Below are 14,509 nucleotides of genomic sequence, written 5' to 3'. Positions count from 1 at the left end.
TCTCCTATCTATTTACGTTTTTTCTTCCTAGCAGAACAATCACTATTGATACAATTAATGACAATAGGAATAGGTAAAATATCACTTGCGCGATAGAGGCAGCAGCTCCTGCAATACCGGTAAAGCCTAATAGTGCAGAAATTAGTGCCAGTGCCAGAAAAATAAACATCCAACGAACCATAGTGTTACCTCCTAATAAAAGTGGGTTAAATCACTCGGCTCGCTATTATTGAACCACTTCTAGCTTATCAATCACCTTATTTACGTCATTGGTGTTATTTGCAATTGAAATTGCAAGATCATGCTCCGCATCTGAATTAACTTTACCTGCCAACGTTACCGTTTTACGTTCTGTCGTTACATCAATATCCGTACCACTCACATTGGTATCCATTAGTAGGCGCGTTTTAACTATAGTCGTGATTTTAGAATCGGTCAGTGTAGCTAAAGCTTCTGAATCAGTTTCTTTCTTGCCTTCATTCACTACTGACAATTCGTTGTTTACTTTTTTCACACCATCAAGACCAGTAACAAGCTCTTCGGCAAGTGATTTTTCAAGATCATTGTTTACCGAACCAGAAAGGGTAACGACCTGATTCTCAACATCGGTATTGATATCAAAAGAGTTGAGATTGCTGTTTAGCAGTAGTGTGGTTTCAGCTTTACCATCTAGCCAAGCGTCCATGGATTCTTTTTCCCATTTATCACTCGCTAAGACTGCTGTAGATGAAGTAGCAAGAACTGACGTAAGTACAATTTTAGCTGCGATGTTATTCATGGTAATTCTCCTTTATTGACGTTGCACTTCCCTAGGAGCAAACCATGTGCCAACTTTATAACTCATTGTTTTTAAGTGACTAATAAAGGAAAGAGGTAAAAATGAGATGAGCAATAAAGTATAAGCATGAATTATTTACACGTAATAAATGTAATTTTTAATCGGTGATAAAGCCTCCGTCACTTGTGCCTAAATAACCTGATAAAACAGAAAGGCTATTTCTCCAGAATCAATTAATAGCAAAATTATTATTTTAAATAAAAAATCAGAACAAAAGGAAATATCTACTGATGGCTCTCACCGATATATATCAAAAAGGGGCTAACAACATAAAAATATCGAACAAATCCTTAAATCTATGCTGACAATATTTTGTCTTGTGAAGTGAGAATAATCCACGTACATTGTTTCTGTCATAGTAAAGAGGACATTTCTATGTCGATGCCAAGCCTGTTTCTAAGAATACAAGATCCATCACTTAAAAATGCCATCGCTTCTTGCCAGGAACTGAACAAATTTCGTCTGCATGACATCGATGCCGCAGACCAATGGATTGAAGATTTCCTACAACTCAAACCGGAAGTTGCGATTGTTGAAGTCGCCCACTTTACTAGTGCAGATTATCAACGTCTTTCTAATATCGAAGACATCTACGATATGGACTTGATCATCATTAGCTCAGGCGCTCCAAACGAGAACTTGGATAAGCTGATGAACTTGGGTGCTATTTTTCACTACAGAAAGCCCGTTGATATTGCCATTCTGACGGACACCCTGAGCGAAGTCAGCCAGTACTATCAACACAAACAAGATCAAGGGCGTAAAGTGTCCACCAGCGATCTTGACCAATTTGGTCTTTTGGTCGGCTCTTCCTCTCCGATGCATCAGCTCTATCGTATGATCAGGCGCGTTGCTAAAACCGAAGCCAACGTCCTTATTGTCGGTGAAAGTGGATCAGGCAAAGAACTGGTGGCGCAGACCATCCACTTAGCGAGTGAGCGTAAACAACAGCCCTTTATAGCGATTAATTGTGGTGCCATTAGCCCTGAATTGGTTGATAGTGAACTGTTTGGCCATGAGAAAGGCGCTTTTACCGGAGCAAATAAAACTCACCAAGGTGTATTTAAGCAGGCAGAGGGCGGCACCCTATTTTTAGATGAAATCACCGAGATGCCTATCGAGCATCAAGTGAAGCTATTGCGGGTGCTAGAAACCGGAGAGTATCGCCCAGTTGGCAGTAATACAGTTCATATCGCTAATACTCGCATCATTGCTGCTACAAACCGTGATCCTAAAATCGCCATTGAGGAGCAGTTCCTGCGTGAAGATCTGTTTTTCCGGTTATCGCATTTCCCATTAACGATACCGCCACTGCGAGAACGAGGCGGTGATATCGTCGGTCTGGCCAAGCACTTTATCGCGCACCGCAACGCCAATGAGGCAAAAACCAAAACGATTCTTGACTCTGCGATCCAAAAAGTCGCTGCACACGACTGGCCAGGTAATGTCCGTGAGCTCAAACACACGATCGAGCGTGCATTTATTTTGGCTGATGACACCATCCGAGATGAACACCTGATCTTCGACACACCACCATTGGAAACAGGCACCAGCATCGAAGACCTTGTTCCGGCGGGCGTTTCGCTAGAAGAGCTAGAAAAAGCCGCCATTCTCAATACCCTTGAAGAGAATCAAGGCAATAAAACGGAATCAGCGCAGGAGTTAGGCATTAGCGTGAAAACGCTCTATAACAAACTCGAAAAGTATCAAGACGAGTAACTCGCTATGGGAATACAAAAAGAGCACTGACTTTTATTCAGTGCTCTTTTTGTATCTTATCTTTTATGCAGTTAGGCTGCGTTTGGTGTTTGATTAAACCCACTGCCCCGCAACAAAGCCGCTCGACCAGCACCACTGAAAATTGTAGCCCCCTAGCCAACCAGTCACATCCATCACTTCACCAATAAAATAAAGCCCTTTAATGTCTTTGCATTCCATGGTTTTCGAGGATAAGTGATCAGTATCGACACCGCCGAGTGTCACTTCCGCGGTTCGGTAGCCTTCAGTGCCATTCGGGGCGATATCCCAATGCTCTAGACGCTCCACAATCGCCGCAAGCTCCTTTTGATTGAACTGTTTTAGCGGTTTATCGACTAGCTCTTTACGTTCAATTAAGACTTCAACCAGACGCTTAGGCAGCACTTTGGCAAGCGTATTCTTGAGTGACTGATTTGGATGCTTCTCACGACTGCGTTCTAATAACTCAGCAACATCATCGTTTGGCACAAGATTGATCAACACCTTTTGTCCGGCCCGCCAGAATGAAGAAATCTGTAACACTGCTGGACCAGATAACCCACGATGTGTGAACAACAGGGCTTCTTTGAACATGGTGCCATCTTCAGCCGTAATTTCCGCAGGTACCGCGATACCAGATAACTCAGCAAAGTCTTCTTTGTCTTCTTTATGCAGAGTAAATGGTACAAGCCCTGCCGTGGTTGGGATAACTCGAAGACCAAATTGTTCCGCGACTTTATAACCAAATGGTGTCGCTCCCAGTTTTGGCATCGACAAGCCACCTGTTGCGATAACTAAAGACTCACATTCGACAATCTCAGTACCAGCATGCAAACGAAAGCCTTCATCAATTTTTTCAATCGAATGAACATCGCATTGGTAACGCTGCTCGATGTTCGGCATGTCACACTCAGCTAACAACATCTTCACGATATCTTTGGCCGTAAATGCATCGACACAAAACAACTGGCCGTGATCACGCTCTTCGAACTCAATGCCATGTTTACACACCATCGAGATGAAATCCCAGTTAGTGTATTGGGAGAGCGCCGACTTAACAAAGTGCGGGTTTTGACACAAATAGTGATTAGCTGAAACGTCGTAGTTAGTGAAGTTACAACGACCACCGCCCGAGATAAGGATTTTACGTCCTGGCTTTTTAGCATGATCGAGCACCAAAACACGGCGGCCTCGCTTGCCTGCTTCTGCAGCACACATTAAACCTGCTGCGCCTGCGCCAATTACAACAACATCAAATTTCTTACTCATCGGTAGCTCTTAGACTGATTGGTATCGAATCAAAATAAAAAAGGATGTGCACATTGCACATCCTTGCTTTCTAGGCGCGACATTCTACCGACAAATACCGAAAGGGAAAAGCGCTTAAACTCTAAGCGCTCTGTATGTCCGCAAAATCTCAGACAGAACAACTTCTGGATTATTGACTCTTAGAGAATGAAGGCCGCAAGTAGCGTCACGCCGAGCAACGCGGTCGATAGAACAAACAATTCACGCACTCTTTCACACTTACCAGTAAAAATTTCATCGTGGTGATGATGATATTCTTTACTTTTAATGTAGTGATACAACCTCACCTGCTTGGTGACATTTCCATGAGTGGTAAAAAAACCATTACCATCAACTTGCTGATATAACAGCGGATGCGCTTCACGCATGATATAAATTAGAGAACGAAGAGCGGTGAGATACCGGACCATATTAACTCCAGTTACCACCATTAGCGCAAATAAGATTGTGTCTCCACTGATCATCTTTTCCTCCCTACATCTTCAACAATGCTCAAGAGAAAAAGACGATCAACACTTCGTCTTTACCCGCTACTTACAACGTCCCAAAACGCGTTTACGCAGCTGGAGCATCCATGATTGAAGATGAACCTTCTTTCGCCATTTGTGCTAGATCTTTGTCAATGAAGAACAACGCTTTACCGTCTTCACCTACCAGTTCGATCTTATCTAAAATCCCTTTAAACAACTTCTCTTCTTCGTGCTGTTCTGACACGTACCACTGTAGGAAGTTAAACGTTGAGTAGTCTTGGCTAGTAAATGCAACGTGCGCCAGTTTGTTGATTTTTTCCGTGATCATTTGCTCATGTTCAAATGTCTCGCGGAAAACGTCACCTAGGCTCGCAAAGTCATGCTTTGGCGCATCAATAGCGCCTAAGATTGGCATTGAGCCAGTTTCACTCACGTAAGTGAATAGGCGTTGCATGTGCTCCATTTCTTCTACGGCGTGAGCGCGTAAAAATTCAGCCGCACCTTCAAAACCTTTGTCTTCACACCAAGCACTCATTTGTAAGTATAGATTGGATGAGAAAAATTCTAGGTTAATTTGCTCATTCAATTGTTCGACCATAGTTTGAGACAGCATGTTAACTCCTATTATTGTGCATGCAATATACCCAAGTAACCTCGAAATAAATGACGCTGCGAGAATAGCTTGGTCTGGCAGACACGGCGAAGTTTCACTTCAACTCTAGTCAGTAACACTACGCTTATTTCAGCATATCAAAGTCACTTGGGTATAACGCCACTATAACATGATTACTGAGACAAGACTTTGTACCTACGGCACCGATATGAGATCACTTCAGCAAATTTTTTTTGGGGTTGGTGCTAATCTAAAACTATGACCTTACAAGGAGATAGCAATATGAGTTACAAACACATACTTGTGGCAGTCGACCTTTCAGACGACAGTAAAGTGTTGATTAAGAAAGCCGTATCACTGGCTAAACCTCTGGATGCGAAAGTCTCTTTTATTCACATCGACGTGAACTACGCAGAACTCTACACCGGGCTTATCGATATCAATATGGCAGAAGCGCAACATCAAGCAATGGAAGCATCGCGCACACAATTGGCAAACTTCGCTGAATATGCGCAATACCCAATTGCCCATACTTTAGTCGGTAGTGGCGATTTGAGTAATGAGCTGTGCGATACCATTCAAGATTACAGTATTGATTTGGTGGTTTGTGGTCATCACCAAGATTTCTGGAGCAAGATTCTATCTTCGACTCGACAGCTGATTAACTGCTCACCAGTCGATATGCTGGTCGTACCGCTAAAAGACTGATTGGCGCAGCGATAAAACTTGGTTAGACTGCGGGCACATTTGTTGTTGATAAAGATTCTCATCCATGGCTTATCTATCCGCAGTTACCCTACTTTGGGCATTCTCATTTAGCCTGATCGGCGTTTACCTCGCCGGTCAGGTTGATTCTTGGTTCTCGGTGTTCATGCGCGTGGCACTGGCGAGCCTGGTTTTCATTCCCTTTTTGAAATTCCGTGGCGTTAGCAAACCCCTGATCGCGAAACTGATGACCGTCGGTGGCTTCCAGCTCGGCTTGATGTATTGCTTCTACTACCAATCTTTTTTGCTCCTTTCCGTGCCAGAAGTATTGCTGTTCACCGTATTCACACCCATTTACGTCACGCTAATCTATGACTTCTTGAAAGGTCGCTTTTCACCTTGGTACTTAGTTACCGCTGCAATAGCCGTATTTGGTGCCGCCTGGATTAAATTTGCAGGCATTAATGAAGATTTCCTACTGGGCTTTTTGGTCGTACAAGGAGCAAACCTCTGCTTTGCCATCGGTCAGGTGGGCTACAAATATATCATGGAGAGTGAACCCGTCGATTTGCCACAACACACCGTGTTTGGCTACTTCTACTTAGGTGCACTTTGTGTAGCAACCGTGGCTTTCGCGCTCATGGGTAACCTCGACAAACTACCTACCACTGCAACACAATGGGGCATTCTGACATACCTTGGGTTGATTGCTTCTGGTTTTGGTTACTTTGCTTGGAACAAAGGCGCGACTATGGTGAACGCAGGTGCACTGGCAGTAATGAACAATGCATTGGTTCCGGCGGGCTTGATTGTAAACATTGTGATTTGGAACCGCGATGTTGATGTCATGCGACTCGCCATTGGCGGTGCGATCATCATGCTATCCCTATGGATTAACGAAACCTGGGTGAAAAAGCGCGTAGAGATGAGTTACGCCAATAAGTAACGCAGCTAATCCTATAAACATTTCGACAATAAAAAACGCTCTCCGACTGGAGAGCGTTTTTTGTTTGATTAATGCACTTTGGCTTGTGAGATTGCGTTCATCAAAGCATTAGGTGGCGTTGGCAGCAGCACTTCTAGTTTCGCATTGCGCGCTTCAAGCTTGCGCTGACGCTTAAGTAACTTTTGTTGTTTTTTCGCCACTTTTAGCAACTTCTTTTGCTGCTTATAGTACTTTTTCAGTGCTTTTTTCGCTTTCTTGAGCGATTTTTTATCCGCTAAATCAAACCATACTGGTGCGTCGGCTCTTACTGGCTCCGGAGATTTTTCGGCTTGTTTTTTCTCTTTCACACGCTCAACAACACGCTTCACAATCGCGGCTTTTTCGTTGCTTTGTTTCGTGGTCACTGGAATCGCTTGTGATGGCAGAGCTTCAACCAATAAGCCACATGCTTGTTGCTCACTCAATGGCTTGTCTTGGCATTTTTGTGGAGGAATTGCGGCTGGCTTACAAAGGGTATCTTTGGCCGATGAAGAGCGTGCGCAAGAACGACAAACGAATTTTGGTGCGACAACTAAACGATGGATATCACCAAGTTCTGCCGCGATCTGTTTGCGACTCATTTTACATAAACGTTTAGCCATTCTACTACTCCAGCTTCCCAGTTATCGACCGCATCACAACAAGTGAAATAATAATAATTCTTAGTTAGATATACAGTCAGGGAAGGGAATTAGCAAGAGAAAACTATCAATAGAGACGAGGAAAGAGAGGCTGAGTCACAGCACGATACACCATACTGTGACAAGAAAAGTTGAGCCGTCAGGAAGTTATGCCATCGATGCTTTAACGTAGACATCGAAGCGATTTTTTTTCGTTTCAATCGCCATGGTCGGTTTTTTCTCGTTCAGCCAGTTAGCATAGTCTGGGCGTTTAACTACTACACGCTTTGTGGCTAACGCCATGGCTGGTTCTAGTAGGCCATCGGCGTCCAAATCGGCGCCAACCAACGATTGGAAAACGCGCATTTCTTTTTTTACGAGCGCCGACTTCTTTTTATTTTCTGGGTGCGGATACATCGGGTCAAGATACACCACATCTGGCTGGACAAAGTCTTTATCTTGCGCCAATTGTTCCAGCGCATCATGGCTAGAAGCATGGATAAGCGACATGCGCTCAGATACCCAGGTGCCGATTTCTGGGTCTTGTTTCGCTCGATCCAAGCCATCATCTAACAAAGCCGCTACTACTGGATGACGCTCGACCATCTGCACTTTACAACCTAGCGAGGCGAGCACAAACGCATCACGACCAAGGCCTGCCGTGCCATCTAACACGGTTGGCGTTGCCCCTTTGTTCAACCCCGCCGCTTTCGCAATTGCCTGGCCTTTACCACCACCGAACTTGCGACGATGACCGACCGCACCACCAATCAAATCCACAAAGATTGCACCCAGCTTTGGCTCATCCACTTTACGTAGCTCCAAACGCTCGGTGGTTAGCACCAAAGCAAAATCGCTATCGTCAGTGTGAGAAAGCTGCCAACGCGCAGCGAGTTCATCAAGATGAGATTGTTGAGACGGGTTTTCACAGATCAATTGCAGTTGCAAAAGGAGGCTCCAATAAAAATCGAGGTAACTGGCGCTGAGTGTATACCTAAGTTACCTATTAATGCTAGGTTGAGCTTGCTACGCAGAGGTTATACAACCGTCAGTTGCTCCACTAGCTCAGAAAGCGGCTTAGGATGGCCAATACCGTAGCCTTGGCCGTAGTCCACACCGAGGTCTATCAAATGCTGCATAACCTGGTCATTTTCGACAAACTCCGCCACCGTCACTTTACCGAGCTGTTTCGCCAAGTCATTGATTGAACGAACCATCACGCGGTCCATTTCATTTACGTTGATATCTTGCACGAAAAGACCATCAATTTTCACAATATCGACAGGAAGTTTCTTTAAGTAACCAAATGAAGATAATCCAGATCCGAAATCATCCAATGCAATCATGCAACCCAAAGCCTTTAGCTTGGTAAACAGCTCAATGGCTTGATCCAGATTACTCATCGCTGCTGTCTCAGTGATTTCTAAGCAGATTTTTTCACACGGCAGAGTCGAACTTTCCAATCGATCCAATAAGAAGTCAATAAACTCTTGATTCCCCATAGATTGACCTGAAAGGTTTATCGAACAGCGACCAAGCTGTTCAACCACCTCAGGACGCTGTTCAAACCACTCTAGCGTTTGAGTAATAACCTGCTTATCAATCCAATGGGCAATGTTGTAACGCTCGGAAGCAGGGATAAACAGCGCAGGAGAAACATAATCACCGTACCCATTGCGAATACGCACCAAAATCTCAAAATACATTTGAGTCTCGTGCTTTTGTAAGCTTTTTATCGGTTGAGCAAACAGTTCTAAACGTTGATTCGACAATGCCTCATGCACCAAATTGACGCTCTGCATTTCCATCTGACGACGCTGCAACTCTTCGTTATCTAAGCTGAATAGATTATAGCGGTTACGGCCTTGCTCTTTAGCGGCGTGACAAGCAGAGTCTGCTTGAGCGTGCACCATTTGTGGCGTATCAGCGGTATGATCGATGATACGGACACCAATTGAGCAACTGATGAACAGGCGTGTGTCTTCCCAAATAAAGAGGTGTTCGCTTAGTGTCGAGATGATCAGTTTGGCAATATTGATGGCGCCATATTCGTCACAGTCTTTGAGTAACACCGCAAACTCATCGCCTCCCATTCGAGCCAAGATGGAATTGTACGGCAGAACGCCTTCCAGCATACTGGCGCAGAATTGAATCGCCGCATCACCTGCATCATGCCCAACCGTATCATTGAGGACTTTTAGCTGATCTAAGTCGAGGTACAGCATGGCGTGGACTCGACGATGGCTGTCCACTTCGCACAGTGCGGTCTTAAGCTCTAGTTCAAAATGGTTTCTGTTGTAAGTCCCCGTCAGTAAGTCATAGCGAGCTTGGTATTCCAATTTCTCGGAGAGCAGTTTGGTTTCGGTAATATCTTCGCCCACAATCAGCAGTTGCTCAGATTCACTCAGCGGACGAATATTCTCGCGCACCCAAACACGATGACCATTTGCATGACGATACTCGACTTCACGTCGCCAAACACCATGCACTTGCTGGTTGGGTTGCAATAACACTTGGCGAGGGAACAGCACTTTGTCATCAAAATAGAACTCCCTCAGGCGATGTCCGAGCATGTCCATCGGTTTGTAGCCAAGAAGTAGTTGAGCAAATCGATTCACTTCTTGAATTCGGTTATTACTATCAAGCGTCACCATCATCACGGGCTGCTGCTCGTAATAGTTGCGTAGGGTTGACTCACGTTGGTAGAGCTTGTCCTCCATCAATTTACGACTGGTAATATCGCGCGCTTCAAACAAATATTGCTTATGATTCCCTACTTGCTGAGAAAAAGGCTTGAGCGAAACTTCTAACACCAATGCGCCGTGTTCTTTACTCCAAATTTCAGCTTCAAACGTCGACACTTGATGGTGAGGCGCGTGGAAATACTCCTCAAGCAACGCTTGTGCTTTTTCACTCCAGTTGGGGTGAAACCAAAGTGGTCGGTCTAAACGCAGTCCTTGGTGATAAAGTAAGGATTGAAGGTGATCGTTGCCCGATTTAAGCACACCGTTGGCATCCAAAATGCCCATATACTGCATGCTCTGATCGAAAATCGATTCTAGAATAGCCTGGCTTTCTCGCGCAGCGCTCTCACTTCGACGCATCCGCTGTAAATAATAACCCATCAGCAAAATGACCACCGACATCACCACAAACAGGCTACCAAACAGGCGAATTTCCTTGGCAAAACGTTCAGAAAGCTTCATTGGCTTATTAAAAAATACCGCAGAAACCTCTTGTTCAGCCCCCAATCCCCAACGCGCTACCGCTTGGTAATCGAGCTTTATTTCAGAATCACTTTTTTTCACCGCAGGCAGAGGCTGATCAGGGTTATCCAAAACGAACTCAAGCATCTCTGCGCTCTCAATACCATGCCGATAACCACTTTGAATAACCCCTCCAACTGCGCCATGGCCCAAACCAATGTCATGCACCATAAACAGCGGCGCGTTTGAGACTTTGTTGACACCAACCCAGTCACGCTCGCTGCCAACCATACCTTGTTTATCTCGGTAATAGGTCCAGAACAAGACGACTTTATCGGAACTCAGTTTTGCGACTTGTTGTTTTAGATCGATGATGCTGTCTGGGACAAGTTGTACGATTTTGTCTCGATATTGCGGGAACTTGAGGACAAAATTGTCGATTTGATAACGCAACACCTCACCGGTCACCGAGTGGTCACTGACGATGAGAACTTGTGTGTAGTTCGGATGTAAGCGCTCAATAAGAGCGAGATTCGCTTCCAAATCGACATCTTCCATGACTCCGGTTGCATTCAGAGAACGATGTAAAGAAGGATGGTAGTTATTAATGCCGTTAAATATAACTGGGGTGTCTTTGATGATTGGGGCTAAACGCTGCATGAGTTCAAGCGCATTGTTATCGCTCACTAAAATGGCATCGAATCGCTCTTTGCGTAATTTCGTAAGATACAAGGATTTTAGTTGTGCAAAAAACTGCTCACTCTGGTTACGTTTCGAGTCTAGATAGAGCACACGCATGTCCAGCGCTCGATCGCCCAGCTGTTGCTCGATGCCTCGCTGTATGGAGTCCGTCCAGAAAAAACCCTGATGATAGGAGTGCACGACCAACACCTTCGGATCTGAGGCCGTAGCAAACGCGCTCCAACATAGCGCGGCAATAACCAGAAAACGCTGCACATTATCTCCATAGCTCGGAGTTAACCCGCAGTTACTCCTGCCAAACCTTGTGAATCCTATCCGCTATGAGTATAAAAGGGAGGTAAAACTCTATCCCTAACGGAAATCATAGTATGAATGCGAGCCTGCCGAAACTCGACGACCTTGACCGCGCAATATTAAAAACACTGATGGCTGACGCCAGAACGCCCTACGCAGAAATGGCAAAGCAGTTCGATGTCAGCCCTGCCACTATCCATGTGCGTATCGAGAAGATGAAGTCGGCTGACATCATCGAAGGAACGGAGGTGATCATCAATACTAAAAAGCTTGGCTACGATGTGTGCTGCTTTATTGGTATTAACCTCAATGCAGCTCGTGATTACCACTCCGCGTTAGAAAAACTCAACGCGCTCGACGAAGTCGTTGAAGCTTACTACACCACGGGCGCGTATAACATATTCGTCAAATTGATGTGCAAATCGATTGAAGAGCTGCAATTTGTACTGATCGACAAGCTGCAAGCCATTGATGAGGTTCAGTCCACGGAGACATTGATATCGTTGCAGAACCCGATAAACCGCAACGTAAATCCGTAAAATTTTTTATAAAAAATGTACAAAAAAGACCAACCGTTCGGTTGGCCTTGATGTTTTTTGCTCAATTTACGCCGCAATACCCGAATGGCGCAACAGTGCATCGATTTGTGGCTCGCGGCCACGGAAGCGCTTAAACAGCTCCATTGGCTCTTCACTGCCCCCCATTTCTAGGATGTTGTTCAGGAAGCTTAGACCCGTCTCTTTGTTGAAGATGCCTTCTTCTTCAAAGCGAGAATACGCGTCTGACGACAGCACTTCAGCCCATAGGTAGCTGTAGTAACCCGCACTGTAGCCACCAGCAAAAATATGGCCGAAGCTGTGTGAGAAACGCGCCCACTCAACCGCAGGAACTACCGCGACTTTCTCTTTCACTTTCGCCAGAGTTTCCAGTACACGCGCACCCACTTCTGGGTCATATTCAGTGTGAAGCGTGAAATCGAACAAGCCGAATTCTAGCTGACGCAAAATACCCATCGCAGATTGGAAGTTTTTCGCTGCGAGCATTTTGTCTAGCATCGCTTTCGGTAGCGGCTCACCTGTCTCATAGTGACCAGAAATGAACGCCAGAGCGTCCTCTTCCCAACACCAGTTTTCTAGGAACTGACTTGGTAGCTCAACCGCATCCCAAGGCACGCCATTAATACCTGAAACAGCACCTGTATCAACTTGCGTCAACATGTGGTGGATTCCATGACCAAATTCATGGAATAGCGTCACGACTTCATCGTGCGTGAACAGTGCTGGTTTGTCGCCCACTGGACGGTTGAAGTTACACGTTAGATACGCAACCGGCGTTTGCAGCTCGCCAGATAGCGTAACGCGACGACCACGACAATCATCCATCCACGCGCCGCCACGTTTGTGTTCACGAGCGTAGAGATCTAGGTAGAAACTGCCACGGAGTGTGCCTTCAGCATCAAAGATATCGAAAAAGCGCACGGACTCATGCCAAGTGTCTACGCCTTCGCGCTCTTTTACTATCATACCAAACACGCGGTTTAGCACTTCAAACAGACCGCTCACGACTTTTGACTCTGGGAAGTATGGGCGCAGTTCTTCATCCGAAATTTGGAACAGGTGCTGCTTTTGTTTCTCGCTGTAGTAAGCGATATCCCAAACGTTCAGCTCTTCAACACCAAACTCACTTTTCGCAAACTGACGTAACTCTTCGACTTCACGTTCACCTTGCGGTTTCGCTCGTGTCGCTAGGTCATTCAGGAAGCCCAGCACTTGATCCTGCGTTTCAGCCATCTTTGTTGCTAACGACTTTTCACTATAAGTATTGAAACCTAGCATACGTGAAATTTCATGGCGCAGTTTTAGCTGCTCAGTAATGATTTCTGAGTTATCCCATTTGCCTGCGTTTGGACCTCGATCAGAAGCGCGCGTCACGTACGCTTCGTACACTTCTTTACGCAACTCTTGGTTATCGCAGTACGTCATGACAGGTAGGTAAGATGGGATATCTAGCGTAATGAGGTAACCATCTAACTCTTTTGCTTCTGCGGCAGCTTTCGCTGCTGCCAGCGCCGATTCTGGCATACCTGCTAGGTCTTTCTCGTCTGTGATGTGCTTGGTCCAACCCATGGTGGCATCCAGCACATTGTTAGAGAATTTAGAGCTCAGCTCAGACATACGTTTGCTGATCTCGCCGTAACGGTGCTGCTCATCGGATGGCAAACCAATGCCTGATAACTCGAAATCACGCAGTGCATCAGTGATGGTTTTCTGCTGGGCACGAGTTAACGTTGCAAATTCTTCGCTCGCTTTGATGGTTTTGTACGCTTCGTACAACCCTTTATGCTGACCAACCCAAGTGCCGTACTCTGACAAAATTGGTAGGCAACTTTCGTAAGCTTCACGTAGCTCTTCGCTGTTCACTACCGAGTTCATGTGACCCACTGGCGACCAGATGCGGCTTAAGCGATCATCCGCTTCTTCAATTGGCGCAATCACACTGTCCCAAGTTGGGTGAGCGTTGTCTTGTAGAACTTCATCGATTTTTGCTCGGCAGTCAGCAATCGCTTGCTCAACGGCAGGCTTGATGTGTTCTGGTTTAATTTGAGAAAACGGAGGTAGGTCCGTAAACGTCAGAAGAGGATTAGACATGAATAATTCCTTTTGTGTTTTGACTCTGTGATTGCCTGTCTATTTTGTGTAGATAGGCCAACTCAATGTACAGACGAGCCAGCAACATGGATTGGGGGAGCTCCGTTCCCTTTCTCTATGCCGCGATGACCATCTTATAGTCAACCAGCGCTACTCTGTCCTTGAGTCTTGTTATACCTAAATGAGATTTCACACCCTTTTGAGTGCGAGAAACTCACCTAGTTCAATTCGATTACCAATAGTAAGTGTGGGTGACTTAAAGAAATTTCAATAGCGTCCCCTTATCAGAGGAACAGATTTGATTGGAAGTTCTACATCTTTAAGTTACTTGAGTATAATACCGCCATAGAGTGAAAATCACAGACCACACTCAACCAAAGAGT

General features: G+C 45.4%; 13 protein-coding genes. 4 read left to right on the top strand and 9 right to left on the bottom strand.

Annotated features, from left to right (window positions below):
* Positions 1–4: 4 nt before the first annotated feature.
* Both R7E00_RS10500 and R7E00_RS10495 read right to left on the bottom strand, forming a co-directional pair.
* Positions 5–181 (bottom strand): DUF1328 family protein, encoded by a 177-nt coding sequence (locus tag R7E00_RS10500; protein WP_005379177.1) that lies wholly within the window; start codon positions 179–181, stop codon positions 5–7.
* 45 nt (positions 182–226) lie between these two features.
* Positions 227–778: a BON domain-containing protein gene (locus R7E00_RS10495; protein WP_005379174.1), complete on the bottom strand. Its 552-nt coding sequence runs from the start codon at positions 776–778 to the stop codon at positions 227–229.
* A gap of 435 nt (positions 779–1,213) precedes the next feature.
* Between R7E00_RS10495 and R7E00_RS10490 the strand changes: the two genes are divergently transcribed.
* Positions 1,214–2,557 carry a sigma-54 interaction domain-containing protein gene (locus R7E00_RS10490; protein WP_086046424.1) on the top strand — a complete coding sequence of 448 codons (1,344 nt, stop codon included), beginning with the start codon at positions 1,214–1,216 and terminating at the stop codon, positions 2,555–2,557.
* Positions 2,558–2,650: 93 nt separating this feature from the next.
* Here R7E00_RS10490 and R7E00_RS10485 read toward each other — a convergent pair whose 3' ends face one another.
* From R7E00_RS10485 to ftnA, 3 genes are all read right to left on the bottom strand, one after another.
* Entirely contained in the window at positions 2,651–3,844 is a 1,194-nt protein-coding gene (locus R7E00_RS10485) for an NAD(P)/FAD-dependent oxidoreductase (RefSeq protein ID WP_005382944.1), read from the bottom strand.
* Positions 3,845–4,023: 179 nt separating this feature from the next.
* Positions 4,024–4,347, bottom strand: coding sequence for a universal stress protein UspB (gene uspB / locus R7E00_RS10480; RefSeq protein WP_005379169.1), 324 nt, complete (start codon positions 4,345–4,347; stop codon positions 4,024–4,026).
* Between the two features lie 91 nt (positions 4,348–4,438).
* Entirely contained in the window at positions 4,439–4,966 is a 528-nt protein-coding gene (ftnA, locus tag R7E00_RS10475; protein ID WP_005379167.1) for a non-heme ferritin, read from the bottom strand.
* A 282-nt stretch (positions 4,967–5,248) separates the two neighbouring features.
* Here ftnA and uspA point away from each other — a divergent pair, with 282 nt between their 5' ends.
* Complete coding sequence (gene uspA, locus R7E00_RS10470) at positions 5,249–5,674, top strand: universal stress protein UspA (RefSeq protein WP_005379165.1); 426 nt, start codon at positions 5,249–5,251, stop codon at positions 5,672–5,674.
* 64 nt (positions 5,675–5,738) lie between these two features.
* On the top strand, positions 5,739–6,617 hold the full coding sequence (locus tag R7E00_RS10465) for a carboxylate/amino acid/amine transporter (protein WP_017635030.1): 879 nt from the start codon (positions 5,739–5,741) through the stop codon (positions 6,615–6,617).
* A 68-nt stretch (positions 6,618–6,685) separates the two neighbouring features.
* On the opposite strand, the gene R7E00_RS10460 is transcribed toward R7E00_RS10465, so the two are convergent.
* The 3 genes from R7E00_RS10460 to R7E00_RS10450 form a co-directional block, all read right to left on the bottom strand.
* Positions 6,686–7,258 carry a hypothetical protein gene (locus R7E00_RS10460; RefSeq protein WP_262606310.1) on the bottom strand — a complete coding sequence of 191 codons (573 nt, stop codon included), beginning with the start codon at positions 7,256–7,258 and terminating at the stop codon, positions 6,686–6,688.
* A 186-nt stretch (positions 7,259–7,444) separates the two neighbouring features.
* The gene (locus R7E00_RS10455; RefSeq protein ID WP_005379162.1) at positions 7,445–8,224 is read right to left on the bottom strand and encodes a class I SAM-dependent methyltransferase; all 780 of its coding nucleotides are present in this window, start codon (positions 8,222–8,224) and stop codon (positions 7,445–7,447) included.
* An 89-nt stretch (positions 8,225–8,313) separates the two neighbouring features.
* Positions 8,314–11,439, bottom strand: coding sequence for an EAL domain-containing protein (locus R7E00_RS10450; protein WP_262606311.1), 3,126 nt, complete (start codon positions 11,437–11,439; stop codon positions 8,314–8,316).
* A 113-nt stretch (positions 11,440–11,552) separates the two neighbouring features.
* Between R7E00_RS10450 and asnC the strand changes: the two genes are divergently transcribed.
* Positions 11,553–12,017, top strand: coding sequence for a transcriptional regulator AsnC (asnC, locus tag R7E00_RS10445; RefSeq protein WP_005389595.1), 465 nt, complete (start codon positions 11,553–11,555; stop codon positions 12,015–12,017).
* 66 nt (positions 12,018–12,083) lie between these two features.
* Here the strand turns inward: asnC and prlC are convergent, their stop codons facing one another.
* The gene (gene prlC, locus R7E00_RS10440) at positions 12,084–14,126 is read right to left on the bottom strand and encodes an oligopeptidase A (RefSeq protein WP_262606312.1); all 2,043 of its coding nucleotides are present in this window, start codon (positions 14,124–14,126) and stop codon (positions 12,084–12,086) included.
* Positions 14,127–14,509 lie beyond the last annotated feature (383 nt).

This window comes from Vibrio sp. Vb1755, from assembly GCF_033338635.1.
Taxonomy (GTDB): Bacteria; Pseudomonadota; Gammaproteobacteria; order Enterobacterales; family Vibrionaceae; genus Vibrio; species Vibrio alginolyticus.
The sequence above is the reverse complement of the archived record's forward strand: the minus strand, read 5'-3'. Positions and strand labels throughout refer to the sequence as shown.